21 protein-coding genes are annotated in these 22,063 nt (G+C 67.7%); 16 read left to right on the top strand and 5 right to left on the bottom strand.

Annotated elements, in window-relative coordinates; all coding sequences use genetic code 11:
* Nucleotides 1-2: 2 nt before the first annotated feature.
* Both ACP694_RS08555 and phnX read left to right on the top strand, forming a co-directional pair.
* Nucleotides 3-1,136 (top strand): TIGR03364 family FAD-dependent oxidoreductase, encoded by a 1,134-nt coding sequence (locus ACP694_RS08555; RefSeq protein WP_426011701.1) that lies wholly within the window; start codon nucleotides 3-5, stop codon nucleotides 1,134-1,136.
* Nucleotides 1,133-1,945, top strand: coding sequence for a phosphonoacetaldehyde hydrolase (phnX, locus tag ACP694_RS08550; RefSeq protein WP_426011700.1), 813 nt, complete (start codon nucleotides 1,133-1,135; stop codon nucleotides 1,943-1,945). Before ACP694_RS08555 ends, phnX begins: the two co-directional genes overlap by 4 nt.
* Here phnX and ACP694_RS08545 read toward each other — a convergent pair.
* Together ACP694_RS08545 and ACP694_RS08540 are read right to left on the bottom strand one after the other, a co-directional pair.
* Entirely contained in the window at nucleotides 1,942-2,520 is a 579-nt protein-coding gene (locus tag ACP694_RS08545) for an HD domain-containing protein (protein WP_426011699.1), read from the bottom strand. The two genes, phnX and ACP694_RS08545, sit on opposite strands and share 4 nt — an antisense overlap.
* A 49-nt stretch (nucleotides 2,521-2,569) precedes the next feature.
* Nucleotides 2,570-4,711, bottom strand: a complete 2,142-nt coding sequence (locus ACP694_RS08540; RefSeq protein ID WP_426011698.1) for a phosphocholine-specific phospholipase C — start codon at nucleotides 4,709-4,711, stop codon at nucleotides 2,570-2,572.
* Nucleotides 4,712-4,892: 181 nt separating this feature from the next.
* Between ACP694_RS08540 and ACP694_RS08535 the strand changes: the two genes are divergently transcribed.
* Together ACP694_RS08535 and ACP694_RS08530 are read left to right on the top strand one after the other, a co-directional pair.
* On the top strand, nucleotides 4,893-5,609 hold the full coding sequence (locus ACP694_RS08535) for a UTRA domain-containing protein (RefSeq protein WP_426011697.1): 717 nt from the start codon (nucleotides 4,893-4,895) through the stop codon (nucleotides 5,607-5,609).
* A 91-nt stretch (nucleotides 5,610-5,700) separates the two neighbouring features.
* Nucleotides 5,701-7,023, top strand: a complete 1,323-nt coding sequence (locus ACP694_RS08530; RefSeq protein WP_426011696.1) for a DUF5690 family protein — start codon at nucleotides 5,701-5,703, stop codon at nucleotides 7,021-7,023.
* 590 nt (nucleotides 7,024-7,613) lie between these two features.
* Here the strand turns inward: ACP694_RS08530 and ACP694_RS08525 are convergent.
* A complete protein-coding gene (locus ACP694_RS08525; RefSeq protein WP_426011695.1) occupies nucleotides 7,614-7,748 on the bottom strand; it encodes a hypothetical protein in 135 nt (44 codons plus the stop codon).
* Nucleotides 7,749-8,261: 513 nt separating this feature from the next.
* Between ACP694_RS08525 and ACP694_RS08520 the strand changes: the two genes are divergently transcribed.
* Nucleotides 8,262-9,320: a TonB-dependent receptor gene (locus tag ACP694_RS08520; RefSeq protein WP_426011839.1), complete on the top strand. Its 1,059-nt coding sequence runs from the start codon at nucleotides 8,262-8,264 to the stop codon at nucleotides 9,318-9,320.
* A gap of 160 nt (nucleotides 9,321-9,480) precedes the next feature.
* The gene (locus tag ACP694_RS08515; protein ID WP_426011694.1) at nucleotides 9,481-11,400 is read left to right on the top strand and encodes a DUF4394 domain-containing protein; all 1,920 of its coding nucleotides are present in this window, start codon (nucleotides 9,481-9,483) and stop codon (nucleotides 11,398-11,400) included.
* Nucleotides 11,401-11,438: 38 nt separating this feature from the next.
* On the opposite strand, the gene ACP694_RS08510 is transcribed toward ACP694_RS08515, so the two are convergent.
* Both ACP694_RS08510 and ACP694_RS08505 read right to left on the bottom strand, forming a co-directional pair.
* The gene (locus ACP694_RS08510) at nucleotides 11,439-11,921 is read right to left on the bottom strand and encodes a hypothetical protein (protein WP_426011693.1); all 483 of its coding nucleotides are present in this window, start codon (nucleotides 11,919-11,921) and stop codon (nucleotides 11,439-11,441) included.
* Nucleotides 11,918-12,499: a HupE/UreJ family protein gene (locus ACP694_RS08505; protein WP_426011692.1), complete on the bottom strand. Its 582-nt coding sequence runs from the start codon at nucleotides 12,497-12,499 to the stop codon at nucleotides 11,918-11,920. The genes ACP694_RS08510 and ACP694_RS08505 overlap by 4 nt, the downstream gene beginning before the upstream one ends.
* A 62-nt stretch (nucleotides 12,500-12,561) precedes the next feature.
* On the opposite strand from ACP694_RS08505, the gene ACP694_RS08500 reads away from it, so the two are divergent.
* The 10 genes from ACP694_RS08500 (at nucleotide 12,562) to virB11 (ending at nucleotide 22,049) form a co-directional block, all read left to right on the top strand.
* Nucleotides 12,562-13,452: a DUF4198 domain-containing protein gene (locus ACP694_RS08500; RefSeq protein WP_426011691.1), complete on the top strand. Its 891-nt coding sequence runs from the start codon at nucleotides 12,562-12,564 to the stop codon at nucleotides 13,450-13,452.
* Nucleotides 13,453-13,582: 130 nt separating this feature from the next.
* Complete coding sequence (locus ACP694_RS08495) at nucleotides 13,583-14,149, top strand: lytic transglycosylase domain-containing protein (RefSeq protein ID WP_426011690.1); 567 nt, start codon at nucleotides 13,583-13,585, stop codon at nucleotides 14,147-14,149.
* 5 nt (nucleotides 14,150-14,154) lie between these two features.
* A complete protein-coding gene (locus tag ACP694_RS08490; RefSeq protein ID WP_426011689.1) occupies nucleotides 14,155-14,493 on the top strand; it encodes a TrbC/VirB2 family protein in 339 nt (112 codons plus the stop codon).
* A 3-nt stretch (nucleotides 14,494-14,496) separates the two neighbouring features.
* On the top strand, nucleotides 14,497-14,781 hold the full coding sequence (locus ACP694_RS08485) for a type IV secretion system protein VirB3 (protein WP_426011688.1): 285 nt from the start codon (nucleotides 14,497-14,499) through the stop codon (nucleotides 14,779-14,781).
* A 4-nt stretch (nucleotides 14,782-14,785) separates the two neighbouring features.
* Nucleotides 14,786-17,176, top strand: a complete 2,391-nt coding sequence (locus tag ACP694_RS08480; protein ID WP_426011687.1) for a VirB4 family type IV secretion/conjugal transfer ATPase — start codon at nucleotides 14,786-14,788, stop codon at nucleotides 17,174-17,176.
* On the top strand, nucleotides 17,176-18,351 hold the full coding sequence (locus ACP694_RS08475; RefSeq protein ID WP_426011686.1) for a type IV secretion system protein: 1,176 nt from the start codon (nucleotides 17,176-17,178) through the stop codon (nucleotides 18,349-18,351). The genes ACP694_RS08480 and ACP694_RS08475 overlap by 1 nt, the downstream gene beginning before the upstream one ends.
* Nucleotides 18,348-19,085, top strand: a complete 738-nt coding sequence (locus tag ACP694_RS08470; protein WP_426011685.1) for a virB8 family protein — start codon at nucleotides 18,348-18,350, stop codon at nucleotides 19,083-19,085. Before ACP694_RS08475 ends, ACP694_RS08470 begins: the two co-directional genes overlap by 4 nt.
* The gene (locus ACP694_RS08465; protein ID WP_426011684.1) at nucleotides 19,082-19,870 is read left to right on the top strand and encodes a TrbG/VirB9 family P-type conjugative transfer protein; all 789 of its coding nucleotides are present in this window, start codon (nucleotides 19,082-19,084) and stop codon (nucleotides 19,868-19,870) included. Before ACP694_RS08470 ends, ACP694_RS08465 begins: the two co-directional genes overlap by 4 nt.
* On the top strand, nucleotides 19,870-21,045 hold the full coding sequence (gene virB10, locus ACP694_RS08460) for a type IV secretion system protein VirB10 (protein WP_426011683.1): 1,176 nt from the start codon (nucleotides 19,870-19,872) through the stop codon (nucleotides 21,043-21,045). Before ACP694_RS08465 ends, virB10 begins: the two co-directional genes overlap by 1 nt.
* The gene (virB11, locus tag ACP694_RS08455) at nucleotides 21,042-22,049 is read left to right on the top strand and encodes a P-type DNA transfer ATPase VirB11 (RefSeq protein WP_426011682.1); all 1,008 of its coding nucleotides are present in this window, start codon (nucleotides 21,042-21,044) and stop codon (nucleotides 22,047-22,049) included. Before virB10 ends, virB11 begins: the two co-directional genes overlap by 4 nt.
* Nucleotides 22,050-22,063: the final 14 nt, after the last annotated feature.

Here is a 22,063-nt window from a genome sequence, read left to right as displayed (position 1 = left end):
ACTTGGAACAGCATTTCGATCTCGCGGTGGTCGGCGCCGGCGTGGTGGGGCTGGCGCACGCCCTGGCCGCCGTGCGGCTTGGCAAGCGGGTTGTGGTCATCGATCGCGACGCCCAGGCCAACGGCGCCTCGGTGCGCAACTTCGGCTTCGTGACGGTCACGGGCCAGGCGCGGGGCGAGGTCTGGAGACGCGCCCGTCGGTCGGCCGAGGTCTGGAGCGAGATCGCCGGCCCCGCCGAAATCGACGTGCTGCAAAGGGGGCTTACCATGGTCGCCCGCCGTCCCGAGGCCATGGCCGTGCTGGAGGCCTTCCTCGAAACCGAGATGGCCGAGGGCTGCGGCTGGCGCGAGGCCGCCGACCTCGGCGACCGCCTGCCGGGGCAGGGCAAGGTGCTGGGCGCCTTGACCAGCCAGGTCGATCTGCGCGTCGAGTCCCGCACCGCCATCCCCCGCCTGGCGGCCTGGCTGGAGGCCGCACACGCCGTGACTTTCCTGCGCGGCGCCGCCGTGCGCGGCGTCGAGACCGGGCGTCTGGAAACCTCGGTCGGCGTGGTCCATGCCGACGCCATCGTTGTTTGCCCGGGCGATGACCTGGTCACCCTGTTTCCCGAGCGCTTCTCCCGCGCCGAGGTGACGCGGTGCAAGCTACAGATGTTGCGCCTGGCCGATCCCGGCTGGCGCCTGCCCGCGCCGGTGATGTCCGACCTCGGCCTCGTCCGCTATCTAGGCTACGCCGCCCTGCCGCAGGCGGACGCCCTGCGTGCGCGACTGGAAGCCGAGCAAGGCGCGCACCTGCAGCACGGCGTCCACCTGATCGTGGTGCAGAGCGCCGACGGCTCGCTGGTGGTCGGCGACAGCCACCACTATGCCGCCACGCCCGACCCCTTCGCCCGCGACGATGTCGACGCCCTGATCCTGGACGAGTTCGCCCAGGTGTTCGGCCAGGCGTCGCCGCCGGTCCTGGAGCGCTGGACCGGCACCTATGCCTCGGCCGCCGGCCACAGTCTGGTCGAAGCGCCGCTGCCTTGCGTGCGCCTGGTGACCGTGACCAGCGGCACGGGCGCTTCGACCGCCTTCGGGCTGGGCGAGGAGGTTATCGCCGACCTGTACGCACGTCCCCAAGGAGTCATGGCATGATACGCAGTCCCATCCAGGCCGTCGTCTTTGACTGGGCCGGCACGATGATCGACTTTGGGTGTCGCGCGCCGGTCATGGCCTTGCGTGAGGTATTCGGCCAGGCGGGGGTCGAGATTTCCGAGGCCGAGGCGCGGACCGACATGGGCCGGGCCAAGCGCGACCATGTGAGGGCGCTGCTCGCCATGCCGCGCATCGCGGCGCTCTGGACAGAACGCCACGGCGCGGCGTCCGCCGAGGACGACGTCACGCGTCTGCATGACGCGGTGGAGCCGAAGATGCGCGCGGCGGCTCGCGACTGCGCCAGGCTGATCCCTGGCGCGGCCGAGATCGCGGCCGATCTGCGCGCGCGGGGTGCGAAGATCGGCTCGACTACCGGCTACACGCGCCCGATGATGGCCGACATCCTGCCGCTGGCCGCCGAGCAGGGTTACGCGCCCGACGTGGTGGTTTGCGCAGGCGAAACGGCGCAGGGTCGGCCCTCGCCGTTGATGATGTGGAAGGCCCTGGTCGAACTCGGCGCCTGGCCGGGGCGAGCCTGCGTCAAGGTCGATGACGCGGTCGTCGGCATCGGCGAGGGGCTGGAGGTCGGCGCCTGGACGGTCGGCCTGTCGGCCTCGGGCAATGGTGTTGGCCTGGAGCAGGGCGCGTTGGCGATCCTGCCGGACCCCGAACGCACAGCGCGGATCGCGGAGTCCGCGAAGGCGCTGGGTGACGCCGGCGCGCACTATGTGGTCGAAAGCGTAGCCGACCTCGGGCCCGTGCTGGCGGATATCGAGGCGCGAATCCGTCGGGGCGAGGCGCCTCGCTAGCCCACCCTGTTCGCCCGCTCGATCAGATCGCGAAGAAGGTCGTGATAGGTCTCGAAGCCGGCCACCTCGGCCTCGGGCGCCTTGCCGGCTTCGTCGTAGCCGCGCAGCCGCAGGGCGGTCTGCGCCGCAGGATCGGCCAGGAACGCCTCGAGCTCGCCTTCGCTCATCGGGCCGCCTTGCAGGGCCAGGCTCTGCAAGGAGGCCGTGCTGAGGCGCTCATGATAGGCGGGGTCGACGGCCACCCGGTAGCGCTTAGCCGCCACGTGCAGGCGGATCGGCTCGGTCACTTCGGGGCCGAACGCCCGCGCCAGATAGCCGGCGCTAATGTGTTCATGGCGCGTATCGACGCCGCGGTCGGCGGCGTCCTCGCCGGCCTTTTGCATCATGTGGCCGACGTCATGCAGCAGGGCGGCGGCGACCAGGGCCAGCGGCGCGTCGTCGGCCTTGGCGTGATGGGCTGTCTGCAGCGCATGTTCCAACTGGCTGACGTCTTCGCCATAACGGAGGCCGCCGAGTTGGGTGAAGAGGTCGGCAAGTTCGGCCACGAAAGCATCGGCCGCGATAGGAGAGGTCATCGAATATCCGTACTAGGTGTTGGACTGGCTCAGGGCTTGGGCGCGTGGCTCACAGGCGCATGCGGCCGATGCCCGGATCGGTTCGGCTGGCGCGTCCCGTCTCGAAATGGCCGGCCAGGCGCTGGATGAACGCCGGATCGTCCGCCAGGGTCAGGGTCAGGTCGTACCAGTGGTCGCTGCCGCGCAGGTCCCAGACCGAGCGGACCACGCCTTTGGGGGGCAGAACCAAGCTCTGACTAGCTTCACCTTCGGCAAGCGGATAGGCATCGTTCATGAGCGCCGTGACACTGGCCGAGCCGCCTCCGCCGCCGGCGAGGCGCAAGACCAGGCGGGAACGAGCGTCGGCGGCGACCGATACGCTCGGCTGCGATCGCGAGGCGTCGCCAGCGAACCGCCGATAGAAGCCCTGAGGGCCATGGACGGTCAGGTCGTAGGGCCCCGGCGGGCGGCTCGTGCTGTTCCAATGTCCAGCCGCATAGGTTTCGCCGGCCGCCAGGGTAAAGCGCCAGGGACCATCCCGATCGGTGTTGTCGAACACTTGGAAGACCGCGCCCGTGCGTCCCTTATTGACGAGGTCGATCCAGACGCCGCCGTCGCGAACCCGGGCGTCGGCCGACAGCGCATAGGGCAGGGGACGCGCGCCGCGCTGTGGCCCCCCCTGGGTCGAGGCCGTTTGCGTGTCGGGGATCTTCAGGGTGGGGGCGGTCTTGGACCGGGCCACGCGCGCCATGTAGTCAGCGGTCTGCGGTAGGGTCAGGGCCGTCCAATCCTGGTTCGGCGTGGCGAAGTCGAAGGCCGAGGTCAGGTCGCCGCACACCGTTCGGCGCCAGTCGCTGATGTTGTCCTCGCGAACCCCGAAGCGCTTCTCCAGGAACTGCAGCGTCGAGGTGTGGTCGAAGACTTCGGAGCAGACGAAACCGCCCCGGCTCCACGGCGAGACCACGATCGCCGGCACGCGGACGCCCAGGCCCAGCGGATGGGCGCCCTTGTTGACGCCCTTGTCCTGCGGGTTATAGGTTTTGCTCTCGCCGGCCACCGACACGCTGCTCCAGCCCTGCTCGGGCGTCAGCGGCGGCATGGGCGGCTGCATGTGATCGTAGAACCCGCCGGCCTCGTCATAATTGACGATGAACACGGTCTTGGCGAACACCTCCGGATGGTCCACCAGCGCCTTGATCAACTTGGCGCAGACATGTTCGCCCTTTGAGGGCTCGGCCTGCGGGTGTTCGGACAGGTCGGCCGCGGTGACGATCCACGACACTTGCGGAAGGCGGTCTGCAGCGACGTCGGCGCGAAACGCCTCGACCAGTTGCTCCCCGTCCGAACGCGTGCGATCGGCGCCGGTCTTGCCCTCGCTAACCCACGAGCGGCCGCGTTCATAGAGCGGCGAGTTTTTGGCGCAGGGGCGGAACGGCTTGAACACCGACAGGATGTTGTCGCCGAAATTGTCGTACTCTTGATAGACCTTCCAACTGACCCCGGCCGCTTGCAGGCGCTCTGCATAGGTCGTCCAGTCGTGCGGTCCCCGGGCCATGACCTTGTCTGTGGCCATGTCGGCGCTGGGCGTCTCGTCCTCGCCGTAGTTGCTCATCTGCGGATCGCCGCCGACCTTGCCACCGCCGTTGCAGCCCGTCCACAGGTGCAGGCGGTTGGGATAGGTCTGGGTCAGGGTCGAGCAGTGATAGGCGTCGCAGATCGTAAAGGCGCTGGCCAGAGCGTGGTAAAACGGCAGGTCCGAGGCCTTGTAGTAGACCATCCGCTTGTGCAACTCGCCCGAGTGACCCCACTGGTCGTAGCGGCCGCCGTTGACGATGGCGGTCGCCGCCTGGTGGCCCTGATCCGCGCCGTCGACCGTGTAGGCGTCGGTGATCGAGGCGTCGCCATGGAATGGAGCGACGAAGCCGTCCGGATGTTCGCGGCTAGGTTGGCGCCAGACCGAGGCACCGCCGGGCAGCCGTTGCGGGCGCGGATCGCCCAGGCCGCGCACGCCGTTCAGCGCCCCGAAATAGTGATCGAACGCCCGGTTCTCCTGCATGAAGATCACCACGTGCTCGACGTCCATGATCGTGCCGGTGCGGTGGCGCGCGGGGATAGCCATGGCCCTGGCGACCGTGGCCGGCAGCAGGCCAGCGGTTCCTGCGGCGGCGGCGCCCACCGCAGAACGCAGGAAAGAGCGGCGGTCGGTCGTCATGGCTCTTCTCCTAATTCGATTTGGTATAGACCAGACAGATGTAGATGGGGACGAAACTTTCGTGAAAGCTTGACCTTGCGCCAAGCTGGCTCGTCAGTGGTCTGATCCAGTTCCTTGACCCCGGAGGGGCGCCCTCCCATCATCGGCCGTGGCGGGATTCGACCGCTGGCCAGGTCGTCCCATGCAACAGCCCGATCTCCAGTATATCGGCGTGCGTGACGACATCGCCGCGCGCATCGCCGGTAGCGAGTTCAAGCCGGGTGAGCGCCTGCCGTCCGAGCGCCAGATGCAGATCGGCGGCGGTGTGGCGCGCGGCACCATCCGCGAGGCGTTGTTCCAACTGGAGGCTGAGGGGGTCATCTACCGCAAGGACCGCAGCGGCTGGTATGTCTCGCCGCCACCGGTCGTCTACGACCCGACCCGCTGGGAAGGCTTCATGTCCTATGTCGAGGCGCAGGGGCGGCGGCCTGAGACGGAGACGCTGAGCAAGGTTGAGATCGCTTGCGACGACATGCTGGCCCAGATCTTTTCACGCCCCGTGGGTGCGCCGATGTACTGGATCCGCCGGCGGCGCTCGATCGACGGCCGGGCTGTGCTGATCGAGAGCATCATCGTCGATGCGTCCCTGGCGCCGGGCCTGGTGGAACACGATTTAGACGGCTCGCTGACCAGCGTCCTGAAATCGGTCTATGGCATAGGCGTGGCGCGCAACAAGGTCGACATGCAGCCCTGCGCCCTGACCCGCGACGAGGCCGAGGCCCTGCGGGTCAAGTCGGGTTTGCCGGGCCTCAGCGTGATCCGAACCTGCTACGACGCCCAAGGTCGCGTGGTCGAGTTCGACCGCGAATACTGGCGTCACGACGCCTTGAAGGTCAGCGTCGATATCCGCGTGCGGTAGGCTGTGAAAAGGGTGGTTTCGCGCCCGCGACTGCGTCATCTGGCTGTCGCTGATTTGGTATAGACCAAAACGCTCGATCAAGGGACGTTTCATGATTTCAGGTCCTCGACGCTGGCTGGAGCGAGCCAACCCGCTGGCGTTCACCCTGTTCGCCGGCTTGGCGGGCTTCTGCGCCTATTTCTCGATGTACGCTTTTCGAAAGCCGTTCGCGGCGGCGACCTTCGGCGCGGTCGATGGCTGGGCCTTCGTCCTCGACTACAAGATCGCCCTCGTCCTGGCCCAGGTCGCCGGCTACGCCATATCGAAGATGATCGGCGTCAAGCTGATCTCCGAGATCGCCCCAGCCCGGCGCGGCGTGGCGATCCTGGGCCTGATCGCCTTTTCCTGGCTGGCCCTGGTGCTGTTCGCGATCCTGCCCGCCCCGTGGAACGTTGCGGCCCTGTTCCTCAACGGCCTGCCGCTGGGCCTGATCTGGGGCCTGGTGTTCGGCTACATGGAAGGTCGGCGGGTCTCCGAAGTGCTGGGCGCGATCCTCTGCGCCAGCTTCATTCTGTCCTCGGGTGTGGTGAAGTCGGTCGGCAAATGGCTCCTGGTCGTGGAGCATGTCAGCCCCTTCTGGATGCCGGCCGCCACCGGCCTGCTGTTCATGCCGTTACTGGCCGTGTCGGTGTGGGCCCTGACCCAACTGCCGCCGCCCAACGCCGCCGACGAGGCCGCCCGGGTCCGCCGCCAGCCGATGGACGGGGCGCAGCGCCGGGCGTTCTTCGCCACCTACGCGCCGGGCCTGGTGCTGCTGGTCCTGGCCTATGTGCTGCTGACTGCGTTCCGCGACTTCCGCGACAATTTCGCCGCCGAGATCTGGGCCGCGATGGGCTTTGGTCAGGCCTCGGACGTGTTCACGGCCAGCGAGTTGCCGGTCGCGGTCATCACCCTGGGCGTCATGGCCGCCGTGATCCTGGTGCGCGACAATCTGAGAGCCTTGCTGGTGATGCACGGCGTCATCCTCGCGGGCTTTGTTCTGCTGGGCGTCTCGACCCTGGCCTTCCAGGCTCACCTGCTGTCGCCCCTGGCCTGGATGATCCTGACGGGCGCGGGCCTCTACATGGCCTACACGCCGTTCAACGCCATGCTGTTCGACAGGATGATCGCCTTCAGCGGCCAAATCGGCACGGCGGGCTTTCTGATCTACGTGGCCGACGCCTCGGGTTATCTCGGCAGCGTCGCCCTGCTGGTCTGGCGCAACTTCGCCATGGTACGGTTGGACTGGCTCGGCTTCTTCATCGCCAGCGCCTATGCCACCAGCGTCGTCGGCGCCGTTTGCACGGGCCTGGCCGGCGTCTACTTCCTGCGCCGTCGTCCGACACGTGACGCCCATGCTCTGACGACAGCCACTGCCAAGGATGCGCTCGCCTGACGTTGCGACCTGAGTGCTAGTCACCTGCTCGTTGACGAGGGAAGTCACGGCTTCGAGGGGGTTCAGAAGCCATTCCGTCAAGGCGCTTTTTCTTGCGTCTTGCGCTGAGCGATTGCTCGTCTCGATAGTTGAGCGGCTGTTCCAGAGGTGGGCCGAGCGTAGCGCGATCGCCTCCGCTTTGATCTGCCGCCGATGCGGGCCAAAGTCGCAACTGATCGATCTTGCGGCGCCCGGGCGCGGTCTGAGCCGCCGGCGATCATCGCCTCACGGCGGCTATATGAGTGATCGCCTCAAGTCTTGGCGCTCGGCCAACACGTGGACGCGTTGACCGCGGCCAAGCCCCGCTTGAAGGCGACGATCCGGTCGGCGTCGGAGCCATGGCGTCGCGCGGCCGCAAGCGATGGTGTCGACAGCCGGCGATGCTTGAGCGTGTAGAGCGTCTGGAAAAGTCGAGGAAGCTGTAGGTCGAGATTGGGCGTCGCGAATAGTGGCGCGCCCTGAGCGGCGCCTTGCCGTGCATTGGCGCGACGCAGCCACCAGCCTGCAGCGCAATCGGCCTAAAGTTCGTAGGCCGGATCTGCAGGACGGATCTAGCGACCCTCGCGCATCTCCAGGAACTGGACGTGGTGGGCAACTTCATGGGCAATCATCAGGGCTGCCAAGGCGTTGCCATCTCTTGGGAAGATCGCGCGAGTTTCCTCCAGTTCGCCGAGATCCAGGGTCACGAGCTCGCCCGGCGAATAGCCGGCCCGCGCGCGCGGGGTGGAGGCGAGGAAGGCGGTTGAACATCACCTTGGGCGCGCGGTAGGCGCTTCCCCTAGCGCTGAAGGGTTGAGACCATTCGATCGTCGTGGAGTCGAGGACCTTTCGCGCCAAGACGCTGGCCTCGCCCTCGCTCGTGCCGGCGGCCGGCGGCCGGCGGAAGCGTGACGAGCACGAGGAGCAGAGCCAAGCCCGCAGATTTCAAGGCCTTGCGCTGGTCCATGGGCACTCCCTCCACCAAAGCCTATGACAGGACGGTTCACGAATAAAGCCGCGCCGACGCGTCCCAGCGCCGTTGTGAACGTAGGTCCAGGAGTTCATGCGAACGCGGTGGGACCTCTGATGCTAATGCGCCTCGCGCTGATGACGGCGGTTCTCGCTGCGGCCCCAACCTGGGTGGCCGCCAGTGAACCGGCGCCGCCCGGTGTGGGGCCGGCCGCGGCGGCAGTCAGTTTGAACAGGTCGACGATCGCCGCATCTACGGGTTCGAGGTTTCGCAGCAGTGGGAGCTTGGCGCCGATCGCTGGCGGGCCGGGGTCGATGGGCGCTACGACGACATCCGCCAAGTGGGCCTTTTTCACGCCCGCGCGCGCCAGCGTCTCAATCTGGTTCGCGACGACCGCGTCAAGGAAGGCAGCGTCGGCCTGTTTGTAGCCAACGATCACCGGTTCAACGACAAGCTACGCAGCTATGTCGGACTGCGCTACGACCACTATAACTTCGACGTCGGGTCCGAGCCCCTTGCGGCCAATTCCGGCCAAGCTAAAGACGGCAAGGCGTCAATCAAGGCCAGCCTGGTCTACAAGCCGGTCGCGCCGCTGGAGCTTTATGCCAGCTATGGCCAAGGCTTCCCTTCCAACGACGCGCGGGGCGTCACCATCACCGTCGATCCCGTCAGCGGCGATCCGGCCCAGCCCGTCACACCGCTGGTTCGCTCGGTTGGCGGCGAGGTCGGTGCGCGGGTCTATCTGGGCGACCGCCTGCAAGCCACCGCGGCGGTCTGGACCCTGCAGCTGGATTCCGAGCTGCTCTTTGTCGGGGACGCTGGCAATACCGAGGTCAGCCGGCCCAGCCGTCGCGGCGGTGTCGAGCTCGGTCTCTACTATTTCCCCGCCAAGGCGGTGAACGCCAATCTTGAAGTTTCATATTCGGGAGCCAGGTTTCGCGATAGCGACCCGGTCGGGGACAAGATTCCCGGATCCATTCCCTTGGTCGTCAGCGCCGGGGTCTCGGCAAAGTCGGGAACGGGCTGGCTGGCCAGCGCCCAGGTCCGCTATTTCAGCCCCTATCCGCTGATCGAGGACGAGAGCGTCAAGTCCACCGGCTCGGGCTTGGTCAATGTCCGAGTGGGGCGCGATCTCAAGCGCGTCGGACTGTATGTTGACGTGCTCAATGTGCTCGACAGCAACGATCACGATGTCGACTACTATCACGCCTCACGGCTGGCCGGCGAACCTACCGAGGGCGTCGAGGACGTCCATTACCACGTGTTCCAGCCTCGCAGCGTGCGGGCCAGCCTCCGTTATCGCTTCTGATCTGTGCCTTTCGCGCTGTGGCGCGAATGGCACAGATCAGTATTCGTGGCTGCGTCCGTCGTCCGCAGGCGAGGCGCCCCCGTAGCCCCTAAGGACCGCGGCCCCTGGGGCGGGGTTCAGGATGGGCGGTCCAGCTCCGCCCGGGGACAGGGAGCCCATCATGAAAATCAACTTCGGCCGCCTCGCCGCGGCGCTTCTCGCCACCACGTCGCTTTGTTCGGGAGCCGCCCGCGCGGCGGACCTCAATGTCATCGGCGCCGGAAGCACGCTGATCACCTTCGACAGCGCCACGCCTGGGACCTTTCGCAACAGCCGCGCCCTGACGGGCCTGCGCGCCGGCGAAACCCTGATCGGCATCGACGCGCGCCCTGCCTCGCCGCGCATGTTGTTTGGCCTGGGCAGCGGCGGCCAGCTTTATGTGATCAATCGCAACACCGCCCAGGCTTTCGCCGTCGGCGCGCCGATCACCTTGACCGGAACGGCGGTCGGCTTCGACTTCAACCCCTCGGTCGATCGCATCCGGGTCGTGACCAACCTGGGTCAGAACCTGCGGCTCAATCCCGACACCGGCGCCATCGCCGCCACGGACGCGACGGTGGCCGGCGGCGTGCTCGGCGCGGCCTACAGCAACAACATCGCCGGCGGCACGCCGACCACGCTCTATGTGATCACGCCGGACGGCCTCTTGGCCACCCAGGGCAGCCCTGGCGGCGCGCCGGTGTCGCCCAATAGCGGAACCCTGATCGCGGTCGGCGCCTTGGGCTATACGACCAACTCGTCAGTGGGCTTCGACATCTCCTCGACCGGCCAGGCGCTGGCCACCCTGACCAACCCCGCCTCGGGGGTCACCAGCCTCTACAGCATCAATCTGGCCACCGGCGTCGCCACGCCCGTGGGCGCCTTGTCGGGCGCGACGACCTATGGCGGCCTGACCTTCGCCCCGACGCCGTTTGCTCAGTTGGGCGTGACGGCCAACCAGAGCGCCGTCGGCGCCACCCTGGACAATTTCGCCGCCGCGCCCACAGCGGGTCTGGTCGAGCTGTTCAACGCCCTTGACCCTAGCCCCACCGGGACCTCGGCCGGTTTGGCCGCCCTCACTCCGGCCAGCTATGTCAATCTTCCCGAAATCGGACGCGTGTCGGCCCAGGCCCAGGACACCGCCGTCTCGAACCATCTGCGCAATGTCCGGGGGGGCGATAACCTCGGCGCCGGTGGCATGACCACGAGCGACGGCGGCAAGCTGGGCATGTTCTTTGACGCGCGCGTCAGCACGACGGAGTATGACGCCGCCTTCGAGCGGTCGCAGGCCAAGCTCAACTCGGCCAATTTCGTGCTGGGCGTTGACTACGCCCTTACCCCCGCCCTCGTGATCGGCGCGTTTGGCGGCTACACCGACGGATCCGCCAAGCTCGACGCCCAGGGCGGTCACGCCGACAGCGAAGGCGCATTCGGCGGCGTCTACGGCTCGTTCGGTTTCGCCAGCCGCTTCTATGTCGACGGTTTCGCCAGCTACACCGACGCGGACCTGGACCTTCGCCGGCAAGTGCTGATCGGACCCGGCTATGCGGGCGTGAATACGGCGAGCACCAAGCTGAAGACGACAGCGGCCGCCCTGACGGCCGGCGCAACCTACGACATGATGGGTTTCCAGGTTGAGCCCTTCGTTGGCCTGCACTATTCGCGCAGTAAGGTCGACGACTTCAATGAACAGGGCAGCAGCAGCGCCTTGGCGGTCGGCGAGTTCGCCGGAGAGGCCTTCGAAAGCCAGCTGGGCGTCAAGCTTGCAAGCGTGTTCGAGGCGGGCGGCGCGACGCTGAAGCCTGAGTTCCGCATCGCCTGGGTCCACGACTTCAACGATGACGATTTCGGCGAGACCCTCTACGCCACGGTGCAGCAGCCGGGCCTGGCGCCCTTCGCCTTCCGCTCGACCGCTGTGGATGACGCCGACGCCGCGCTCGTCGGGGCGGGGCTTAGCGTGCTGTCCTCGGATCGCTTTGCGGTGCGCGTCGACTACAGCGGTCGGTTCAGCGAAGAGACGACGCAACATGGCCTGGCGATGACGGTGAAATACGCCTTCTAGGCCTGAGATGACCGCCGCCTCCGGAACGGGGGCGGCGGCTATTCCATGTGGTCGGCCTGGTAGCCTGGCGTGGGCACAAGCGGTAGGCTGGCGGCGAGAACCGACACGGCGATCAGCCAGCTTGCGACGACCTTGAGCACGATCCGCCGCCCGCTCCGAACCAACCACGCGCCCGGCACGCACAGCAGGACGACCGGCAGCGCCTTGATCAGGTCTAGGCGCGAGCCGGCGACCGCGATGACCAACCCGGCCCACAAACCGCTATTGATCCCCAGCGCCAGGGCCAGCCGTGGTCCGACGCCTGCGGGCAGATGCACGGCCGCGGCGGCGATTACCACGCTGATCCAGCAGCCCAGAAACACCGCCTCTCGCCACGCGACCGCCTGGGTGGCCAGGCTGGCCAGCGCCGCCACGACGATCAGAGCGACGATGGCCGACCACCGCGCGCGCGCCGGTGCGAAGGAGAGGGCAAAGGCGAGGGCCGCGCAGAGCAGGGCTGGAGGAAGCGCGCCGCCCCTCACGACATGATCGCCGCATAGAGAAAGCCCAGGCCGGCCAGGCCGATCAGCCCGCCCACGGCCCGGGTGACCACGACACCGCCGCGAACCTTGTGCAGCATGCCCAGGCCGATGCCGACCACGTGCAGCAAGCCCGTGGACAGCACGAAGCCCACGCTGTAGCCGATCGGGTCGGCGGCCGAAGGCAGCTCCTTGCCGTGCGCGTAGCCATGGAAGATCGCGAATACCGCGACGATGAGCGCGGCGGCCCAAACCGGCGCACGGATCCCGCCCGCGATGAGTACGCCCAGGGTCACGACGGAGAGCGCGATGCCGAACTCCACCCGCGGGATCGGTACATTGGCCATCCCCAGCATCGCGCCGAACGCCATCACGGTCGGGAAGATCACCGGCAGGGCGACGATCAGCGGTCGCCCCAGAAACGCGCCCCAGAGGCCGACGGCCACCATGGCCAGCATGTGATCGAAGCCGCTGAGCGGATGCAAGAAGCCCGACAGGAAGCCGCCGGCCAGGCCCGTGCCGCTATGGGCCAGGGCCGGCTGGGCGAAAAACAGGGCGCCGACGAAGATCGTCGTGGCCACTGCAACCTTTATGGGAGGCGCGCCGTACATCTGTTGTTCCCCAATGACGTTCGGAAACGCCCATGCCGAATTCGACGGTCTCGTCGCCTGCACCCAACTACGGCCGCAGGGTGCGATCGGATGCCAAGCCGCGTTCAAGCATGCGCTTTTCCGGCGCGGCCTTGGTGGTGGCCTTGGCGTGGGGCTCTGGCGGCGTGGCGCTGGCGCACGACTTTTGGCTGCAACCGACCAACTTCCGGGTGGCGGCGGGGCAATTGACCCCGGTCTCGATCCAGGTCGGCCACGGTCAGGCGCGCCAGCGCTGGGTCAGCAGCGACCGGGTGGTGACGTTGCGCGACATCGGACCAAAAGGGATCGCCGATCGACGTCCCGAATTGATCCGAGCCGGCGCGCAAGACATGTCGCTGGCCTTCGCTGCGCCCGGCCTACACATTCTCGCCCTGGAGACCAACCACGCCGACAGCGATCTGCCGGCCATCCGGTTCAACGACTACGCCAAGGCCGAGGGACTGACCGCGGCTCTTCAAACGCGACAGGCTCAAGGCAAGACCGACGCGCCAGGCCGCGAGATCTACAGCCGCCGCGCCAAGGCTCTGGTGCTGGTCGGCGCGCCTCTGCCCGGCGACGACGCCCGGGTCACCAAGCCCCTGGGACTGACGCTGGAAATCGTGCCCGAGCGCAATCCCTACGCGCTGAAACCCGGCGAGCCCCTGCCTGTTCGGGTCCTTTACGAGGGCCGACCGTTGGCGGGCGCCACGGTGAAGCTCACCAATCTCGATTTTGACATGCGGCCTCTGGCGGTCAAGCAGACCGACAGCGCCGGCCGCGCCGCCTTCGACGTGCCGCTGAGGGGACTGTGGCTACTCAACGTGATCTGGACCAAGCCGATCAAGGATCCGCGCGGCGATTTCGACACCACCTTCTCCAGCCTCAGCTTTGGCTTCCCGCGCTAGACACCCGCTACGGACTTATTTTTCGAGGGCTGAAACTCTAGGCCTTCGTCGCCGTATCTCGAATGAGCGGGGCTGTGAGGGATCTATGGCGGGACCATCGGCGAGCGGCCAGACGCGGCGATGGCGTCGGATGAGCGCCGTGATCGTCGTGACGGCTCTGACTATGTCAGCTCAAGCCGCCAAGGCCCAGGTCCTGGAGATCGGCGCCGACGGCGCCGTGACCACCTATGATCGGCCGTCGCAATTTCTCAGCGAAGGGGCGACGCCCCTGAACCGGCAGACGGCGACAACCTCTGGCGCCAAGTCGTCGGTGACCGCCCTGACCGGGGCGGCCGACGCGGCTGGCCTGAGCGCGGATCTTGTGGAGGCGGTGGCCTGGCGGGAGTCCCGGCTGCGGCCTCGCGTCGTGTCAAGCGCCGGGGCCGTGGGCGAGATGCAGCTGATGCCGGGAACCGCGCGCGCTCTAGGCGTGGATCCCTATGACACGGCGCAAAACTATTTCGGCGGCGCGAAGTACCTCAACCAGATGCTCCAGCGTTACGACGGCGACATCGTCAGGGCGCTGGCCGCCTACAACGCTGGCCCCGGCGCGGTCGATCGCTACGGCGGTTTGCCGCCCTTCAAGGAAACCCGCGCCTATGTTGCGGCGATCATGGACTGGCTCAGCCAACGGGCTGAAGCCGACGATGGAAGATGAGATTCATGGCGGGTGACCACAGACATGCGGCGCGTTCTGCAGCCATGGCGGCCTTGGCGATGGTCGCGACCAGCGTGGCCAGCGTCGCCCATGCGCAGTCGATGCAGCTTGACCCGGCCGGGTCCAGCCCGATCCTGTCGGCGGTCAATTGGCTGCAAGGCACCTTGCTCGGTAATGTCGCCACGGCCCTGGCGGTCTTGGCAGTCGGGGCGACCGGCCTGATGATGCTGACCGGCCGCATCGACTGGAAGCGCGGCGCCACGGTGATCCTGGGCTGTTTCATCGTGTTCGGAGCGGCGGCCATCGTCGCCGGTATCCAGTCCGTCTCCAGCGGCGTCGGCTAGGTCATGGCGCAGCTCGAACGCGAGCCGGTGTTCGGCGCCCTGACCCGGCCGCAGATGTTCGCCGGCGTCACCTACAGCTATTTCGTGCTCAACGCCGTGGTGACGATGGAGCTGTTCCTGATCACCAAGTCGTTCTGGGTGCTTTTGGCGGCCTTGGTCATCCACGCGATCGGCTATGTCGGCTGCCTGAAGGAGCCACGCTTCTTCGACTTGTGGCTGATCAAGCTCAGCCGCTGTCCTCGGGTGCGCAACCACGCCTTCTGGCGCTGCAATTCCTATTCGGCCTGAGCCGATGACCGTCGCACTCAATCGCCTGACCGGCAAGCCTGACCCCAAACGCGAACAGGCGGCGGGGGCGCGCCTGCCCTATGCCCGCCACGTCGACGACTCCACGATCGAGACCCGAGACGGGCGGCTGATCCAGGTGTTGCACCTGAAAGGCTTTTCCTTCGAGACCGCCGACACTGACGAGCTGAACTATCGCAAGACGGTGCGCGAGACGATGCTGCGCGGCGTCGCCAATTCCCGCTTCGCCCTCTACCACCACATCATCCGCCGACAGGTGGACGCGCAGATCGACGGGGTGTTCGAAGACCCGTTCACGCGGTCGTTGGACGAGGCCTGGCGGGCCAAGCTCGACAGCCGCAAGCTCTATGTCAACGAGCTGTTCCTGACCCTGGTGCGCCGGCCCTTGCAAGGCAAGGTCGGTTGGCTGCAGGAGTTGTTCTCGGGTTTGCGCGGGGCAGGCGACAAGACCGAGGCCGTCGCCTCGGCGGCCCGCGACCTGGGCGCCCTGAACGCGGCGCGCGACACGCTGCTGGCGGCCCTGTCCCCCTATGGCGCGCGGCTGCTGACGGCCTATGACGGGCCACAGGGCCTGTGCTCGGAGCCGTTGGAATTCCTGTCGCTGCTGTTCAACGGCGAGACCCGGCCGGTGCGAATTCCCAACGCCGACCTGGGCCTCTACCTGCCCTATCGGCGGATCAGTTTCGGGGCCGACGCCATCGAGATGGCGCCTGCCGGCCCTATGGGCGCCAGCTTCGCGGCCATGGTCTCCGTGAAGGATTATCCCGGCCAGACCGCGCCGGGCATGCTCGACGATCTTTTGCGGCTGCCCCACGAGATGGTGCTGACCGAAAGCTTTGGCTTCGTCGACCGGCAGATGACCCTGGACCGCATGAACCTGGCGCTGCGTCGCATGCGGGCCGCCGACGACGAAGCCCTCAGCCTGCGCCGCGACCTGATCACCGCCAAGGACGACGTCTCGGCTGGCCGCTCGGCCTTCGGCGAGCATCACCTGACCGTGATGGTCAAGGCAGACGGCTTGACGGCGTTGAACGAGGCCGCCGCCGACGTGCAATCGGCCTTCACCGAGCTAGGGATCATCGCTGTCCGCGAAGACGTCAATCTGGAGCCGGCCTTCTGGGCGCAGTTCCCCGGCAACTTCAAGGACATTGCTCGGCGCGCCCTGATCTCCAGTGGCAATTTCGCCGGCCTGGCCAGCTGCCACAACTTCCCGGTGGGCCAGGCCGACGGCAACCACTGGGGTCCGGCGATCACCGCCTTGGAGACCACCTCGGCCGGGCCCTACTATTTCAACTTCCACAAGGGCGACCTGGGCAATTTCACTGTCATTGGCCCGTCGGGCTCGGGTAAGACCGTGGTCATGGCCTTCCTGCTGGCCCAGGCCCAGAAGGTCTCGCCGCGCACCATCTATTTCGACAAGGACCGCGGGGCCGAGATCTTCCTGCGGGCCATCGGCGGCCGCTATGACGTGCTGCGTCCGGGCCAGCCGACGGGGCTGAACCCGCTGCTGCTGGCCGACGACCCGATCAATCGCAAGTTCCTGGCCGACTGGACCGCCAAGCTGCTGACCTCGCGCGGCGAGCTTCTCGACGCCGAGGATGTCGCCCGCATCGCCGAGGCGGTCGACGCCAATTTCGAGCAGCCCGCGCAATATCGTCGCCTGCGCCACTTCGCCGAACTGTTCCGCGGCGGGCGCCGGCCGACGGTCAGCGACCTGGCCTCGCGCCTGGCCCCCTGGCACGGGTCGGGCGACTACGCCTGGCTGTTCGACAATGCCGAGGATGGCCTGGACCTGGAGGCGCGGACCATCGGGTTCGACATGACCCAGATCCTCGACGATCCAGCCGCCCGCACTCCGGCCATGATGTACCTGTTCCACCGGGTCGAGCAGCGTCTGGACGGCAGCCCGTCGATCATCGTCATCGACGAGGGCTGGAAAGCCTTGGACGACGATGTGTTCGTGGCGCGGATCAAGGACTGGGAAAAGACTATCCGCAAGCGCAACGGCATCATCGGCTTTGCCACCCAGAGCGCCCAGGACGCCCTGTCGAGCAAGATCGCCAGCGCCATCATCGAGCAGGCCGCCACCCAGATCTTCATGGTCAATCCCAAGGCCCAGGAAGTGGACTATTGCGGCGGCTTTGGCCTGACGTCGCACGAGTTCGACCTGGTGCGCACCCTGCCCGACACCGCCCACTGTTTCCTGATCAAGCACGGCAATGACAGCGTCGTGGCGCGGCTGAACCTGTCGGGCATGCCAGACCTGCTGATGGTGCTGTCGGGGCGCGAGGCCAGCGTGCGGCGGCTGGACGCCCTGCGCGGCGAGGTCGGCGACGCGCCGGCCGACTGGCTGCCGCGCCTGCTGGAGCGGGCGTGATGGCTGGCGCCTGTCCTGTTCCAAAGGCGGACGATCCGCTGGTCACCAGCCTGCTGCAGGTGGTCGACTGCAATGTGCGCGGCCTGGTCGAGAGCAGCTACGGCGCGCTGTTCGCGCCAACCGGCGGCCTTGGCGGATTGCTGACCGCGCTGCTCACCATTTTCGTCGCGCTGTTTGGCTACCAGTTGCTGCTGGGCCGCGCGCAACTGCGCATCAGCGACCTGGCCATGACAATGATCAAGCTGGGCGCCGTGCTGGCCCTGACCACCCAGTGGAGCACCTATCAGACGGTGGTCTACGCCTTCCTGTTTGACGGTCCCCGGGCGATCGCCAACGCCATGCTGGGCGGCGGAGACGCCCAGGGCGCCGCGCCGCAAGTCGATGTGTTCGCGCGGCTGCAACAGACCTTCGACCTGCTTCAGGTCTATGCCGCCGAATATGCCAAACAGGCTCCGGGCACGGCCTCACCCTTGATCGGCGGCGCGGGCTTCGGAGCCTTTGGCCTGACGGCGGCGTCGGCCATCCTGCTGCTCTCTAGCCTGGGCGTGCTGCTGGCGGCCAAGATCGTGCTGGGCCTGTTGCTGGCCCTGGGGCCGATCTTCATCGCCCTGCTGCTTTTCGACACGACGCGGGGCGTGTTCGAGGGCTGGCTCCGCGCCAGCCTGGCCTTCGCCTTCGCGCCCCTGGCCATCGTGCTGCTGCTGGGCGTGGCCCTGACCCTGATCGAGCCCAGCCTGTTGCAGCTGGCCGAGGTGATCGCTCGTAAGCAATATCCGCTGGGGCCGGTCTATGGCGTGCTGGTCCTGGCCCTGGTGTTCGCCGGTGTCGCCGTCGGCGCCCTGATCGCCGGCGCGATGATCGCCAACGGCCTTCGATTACCACGGGCCCGCAAGGCGCCGACGCCCTCGGACCAGGCGGCCACGAACGCCAATGCTGATGTCATCGTCAGCCAGCCACGCGCGGTGCGCATCGCCGCTGCCGCTGCCGCCCTTGACCGCCGGGACATCCAGATGATGGCCAGCGATGGCGCCAGCACGGACCGGCGGACCTCGGTCACGACGGTGATCGATCGCGGCGCCGCGCCGACCTTCGCCGCCGAGCCCCGGCTTGGCCAGGCCCCCCGACGTAACGCCAGCCCGCGACGCATCCGCGCCGGCGGCAGGAGCGCGCGATGAACGATTTCTCCCCCGGCAAGACGCCCTTCAAGGGGCGGCAGGCGGCTTATGATCAGGCCGCCTCGTGGGCGTCCGACATTCATGGCAGCCTGCGCGCCTCGCGGCGCGTGGCCTGGATCATCGCGGCGGCCGCGGTCGCGGTGGCGGTCCTGGAGGCCGTGGCCATCGCCCTGATGGCGCCCCTCAAGACCGTCGTGCCCTACACCATCGTCGTCGATCGCCAGACCGGCTATGTCGAGACCTCACGGGGCCTGCAGACCGGCCCTCTGACCCAGAACGCCGCCGTCACCCAGGCCTTTGTCGTGCAATATGTGCTAGCGCGCGAGACCTTCGACGCCACCGATCTGCGCGAGAACTATCGCAAGGTCACCCTGTGGTCCGCCGGCTCGGCCCGCGCCCAGTATCAGCTGGGCCTGGACCGCAAGACGCCATCCAGCCCGCTGAATCTCTATCCGGCGACCACGATCCTCAGCACACAGATCAAGAGCGTGTCGCTGATGAGCCCGACAACGGCCCTGGTGCGGTTTGACACCCTGCGGCGCGACTCCGGGGCGATCATGGGTGAGCAACGATCCTATGCGGCGGTGATGACCTTCCGCTACAGCGGCGCGCCGATGAAAATGGGCGATCGGTTCCTCAATCCGTTCGGCTTCCAGGTGCTGTCCTATCGCCGCGACGCCGAGGCGACGGCGGCGGGCTCCGTGCGCCTGGACCAGGCGGGCGTTACGCCATGAGGGCGATCCTGATCGCCGCAGTGCTGGCGAGCCTCTCGCCCGTGGCGGCGCAAGCGGTACAGGCGCCCAGGCCCGGCGCCACCGACCCGCGCATCCGCACGGTGATGTACGACCCCGATCAGGTCGTCTCGCTGCGCGGCTTCTTCGGCTACCAGATGATGCTGGAGTTCGCACCCGGCGAGCGGATCGAGAATGTCTCGATCGGCGACGCGCTTGCGTGGCAGGTCACCCCCAATCGCAAGGCCAACCTGCTGTTTATCAAACCCGTTGAGGCGGCGGCCCCCACCAACATGACGGTCGTCACCGACCAGCGACGCTACAGTTTCGAGATGGTGGCGCGAAAGGCGACCGGCCCCAGGCAGGCCGACATGGCCTATGTGGTGCGTTTTCTGTACCCCCTGGAGACCGTGGCCGTCGGTGTCGAGCCGCCGCCGCCGCCGCCGCCCGAGCGTCGCAACACGGCCTATACCTATACCGGCTCACGCGCGGCCCTGCCGTCTCTGGTGTTCGACGACGGCCGGTTCACCTATTTCCAGTGGGCCGAAGGTGTGTCGACGCCGGCCCTGTTCCTATTGTCCGCCGACGGCTCCGAAAGCATCGTCAACTACAGCGTTCGCGACGGCTTTCAGGTCGTTGAACAGTTGGCGCCGCGCTTCCAGCTGCGCAACGGCAAGGATGTGACCACGGTGATCAACGGCGCCTGGCGCGAGCCCTCGGCCGGCGCCGACGCGCCCAGGCCCAACGACGCCAAGACTGCGCGCGCCGCCGCCGGCGGGAGGCCCTGATGGTGGACGCGCGCGATCCTCGTCCTCTGCCCAGTGACCAGGAACCGCCGATCGATATCGGCGAGAGCCTGCGTCCGGCCGTGGCGGGGGCGGAAAGCAAGAACGGCTTGTGGCTTGCCCTTGGCGTGGCCGCCATCCTGGCCATCGTCATGTTCGTCTGGCTCAGCGCCCAGCGCGCAGACCGTACGCGCTTGGCGAACGCCCAACTGGGCGCGGCGGGTGTCTCGACGGTGGCGACCATAGATTCCGCGCCGCCGCCGGCCCTGCTGGTCGCCGAGACGGCGGGCCGCGACGCGCTTTTGCCGCCACCGCCGCCCTTGTTGCCTGACACGAGCGCCATCCCCACCCCTGTCGCGGCCGCCTACAACGCCGTGCCGGTGATCATCGGGTCGCCCCCGCCCGCGCCGCGCATAGATCCGGGCGTTCATCGTCGCGCCCCCGCGCTGATCGTCGATCTGGCCGAGGGTCCGGCGGGCGGCGCGGGCAACACGGCCCTGACCGGACTCGCCGCCGCCGCCCAGGTTAAGCCCGGCGGTCCGACCGGCCCGGCCCTGAATGGCGACGAGGCCTTTGCCCAGCGCGTCGGAGCGATCGAGCCCGAGAGCGCCCAGGCGACCATGCTGCGCAATCCGCAGTCGGTTGTGCCCCAGGGTGCGATGATCCCGGCGGTGCTTGAAACCGCGCTCAGTTCTGATCTCCCAGGCTTCACCCGCGCCGTGGTCAGCCGCGACGTCCGCAGCTTTGATGGCTCGACGGTGCTGATCCCACGCGGTAGCCGGGTCATCGGCCAGTACCGCAGCGGCCTGGCCCAAGGCCAGTCCCGCGCCTTTGTGATCTGGACGCGGATCCTGCGGCCGGACGGCGCCTCGATCCAGATCGCCTCGTCGGGCGCCGATGCGCTGGGCCGGGCGGGCATGGATGGCCAGGTCGATCGGCACTTCTTCCAGCGGTTCGGCGGCGCGATCCTGCTGTCTGTGGTCAATGGCGCGGTGGCGGGTCTTTCGGAGCGCGCCAGCACCCAGATCGTCATCGGCTCCAGCCAGGACGCCGCCAGCCTGGGGGCCTTGGCCCAGCCGGCCAACATCTCGCCGACCATCAAGGTGCCACAAGGCTCGCCGATCCGCATCTTCGTGGCCCGCGACCTGGATTTCTCGCCGGTGGGCGGTGTGCGATGAACGCTCGAGTGGGCGAGCCGCGCGTCTATCTCGACGCCTATCTGCGACCGCTGGCCGAATGGCTGACGCGCGACGACATCACCGACATCCTGATCAACGCGCCTGGCGAAGTCTGGGTGGAGACCATCGGTGGCGGCCTCGAGCGTCACGACGCGCCTGAACTCACCGAAACCGCCCTGTGGCGCCTGGTCACTCAGATCGCCGCCCTGGGCAATCAGGGGATCAGTCGCGAGCATCCACTGCTGGCCGCCAGCCTCCCGGACGGCGCGCGGGTGCAGGTCGCGGCGCCGCCCGCGACGCGTGGACCCATGGCCCTGGCGATCCGCAAGCACGTGGTCACCGATCTGAACATTGACGACTATGCCGCCGCCGGGGCCTTCGATGGCGCGCGCCGGGTCAGCCTGGACGCCCGCGCCACCCTCGACGAGGAACTTCAGGCCTTGCTCGACGCCGACAACATCGCCGCCTTTCTGAAGCTGGCGGTGCGCGGCCGCAAGAACATCATCGTCTCCGGCGGCACCTCGACGGGCAAGACCACCTTCCTCAACGCCCTGGTCAAGGCCATCCCGCGCGACGAGCGGCTGATCCTGATTGAGGACACGGCCGAGGTGCGGCTAGATCGGCCCAACGCCGTCGGCCTGATCGCGGCGCGCGGCGGACAGGGCGAGGCGCGCATCAGTGTCGAGGACCTGCTGCAGGCCTCGCTGCGGATGCGGCCCGATCGCATCATCCTGGGTGAACTGCGCGGGGCCGAGGCCTATAGCTTCCTGCGGGCCGTCAATTCGGGTCACCCCGGCTCGATCACCACGGTCCACGCCGACAGTCCGCGCGCCGCCGTCGAGCAGATCGCCCTGATGGTCATGCAAGCCGGCGCGAACCTGGGGCGCGGCGAGATCGTCGACTATGTCGGGGCGGTCATAGACGTTGCGGTGCAGTTGTCGCGACGCGATGGCCGGCGGCTCGTGTCGGAGATTGCCTTCAAGCCCGGCTCGGCTTCGCGCTAAAACCTCGGATAGTT

Origin of the sequence: Caulobacter sp. DWR2-3-1b2 (assembly GCF_049896345.1) — a bacterium.
Classification (GTDB): domain Bacteria; phylum Pseudomonadota; class Alphaproteobacteria; order Caulobacterales; family Caulobacteraceae; genus Caulobacter.
This window is presented reverse-complemented; position numbering and strand designations above follow the sequence as displayed.

Coding starts and splice junctions, on each gene's coding strand:
- phnX (WP_426011700.1), top strand. CDS start 1,133: ATGATACGCAGTCCCATCCAGGCCGTCGTCTTTGACTGGGCCGGCACG.
- ACP694_RS08545 (WP_426011699.1), bottom strand. CDS start 2,520: ATGACCTCTCCTATCGCGGCCGATGCTTTCGTGGCCGAACTTGCCGAC.
- ACP694_RS08540 (WP_426011698.1), bottom strand. CDS start 4,711: ATGACGACCGACCGCCGCTCTTTCCTGCGTTCTGCGGTGGGCGCCGCC.
- ACP694_RS08535 (WP_426011697.1), top strand. CDS start 4,893: ATGCAACAGCCCGATCTCCAGTATATCGGCGTGCGTGACGACATCGCC.
- ACP694_RS08530 (WP_426011696.1), top strand. CDS start 5,701: ATGATTTCAGGTCCTCGACGCTGGCTGGAGCGAGCCAACCCGCTGGCG.
- ACP694_RS08515 (WP_426011694.1), top strand. CDS start 9,481: ATGAAAATCAACTTCGGCCGCCTCGCCGCGGCGCTTCTCGCCACCACG.
- ACP694_RS08500 (WP_426011691.1), top strand. CDS start 12,562: ATGCCGAATTCGACGGTCTCGTCGCCTGCACCCAACTACGGCCGCAGG.
- ACP694_RS08495 (WP_426011690.1), top strand. CDS start 13,583: ATGAGCGCCGTGATCGTCGTGACGGCTCTGACTATGTCAGCTCAAGCC.
- ACP694_RS08490 (WP_426011689.1), top strand. CDS start 14,155: ATGGCGGGTGACCACAGACATGCGGCGCGTTCTGCAGCCATGGCGGCC.
- ACP694_RS08485 (WP_426011688.1), top strand. CDS start 14,497: ATGGCGCAGCTCGAACGCGAGCCGGTGTTCGGCGCCCTGACCCGGCCG.
- ACP694_RS08480 (WP_426011687.1), top strand. CDS start 14,786: ATGACCGTCGCACTCAATCGCCTGACCGGCAAGCCTGACCCCAAACGC.
- ACP694_RS08475 (WP_426011686.1), top strand. CDS start 17,176: ATGGCTGGCGCCTGTCCTGTTCCAAAGGCGGACGATCCGCTGGTCACC.
- ACP694_RS08470 (WP_426011685.1), top strand. CDS start 18,348: ATGAACGATTTCTCCCCCGGCAAGACGCCCTTCAAGGGGCGGCAGGCG.
- ACP694_RS08465 (WP_426011684.1), top strand. CDS start 19,082: ATGAGGGCGATCCTGATCGCCGCAGTGCTGGCGAGCCTCTCGCCCGTG.
- virB10 (WP_426011683.1), top strand. CDS start 19,870: ATGGTGGACGCGCGCGATCCTCGTCCTCTGCCCAGTGACCAGGAACCG.
- virB11 (WP_426011682.1), top strand. CDS start 21,042: ATGAACGCTCGAGTGGGCGAGCCGCGCGTCTATCTCGACGCCTATCTG.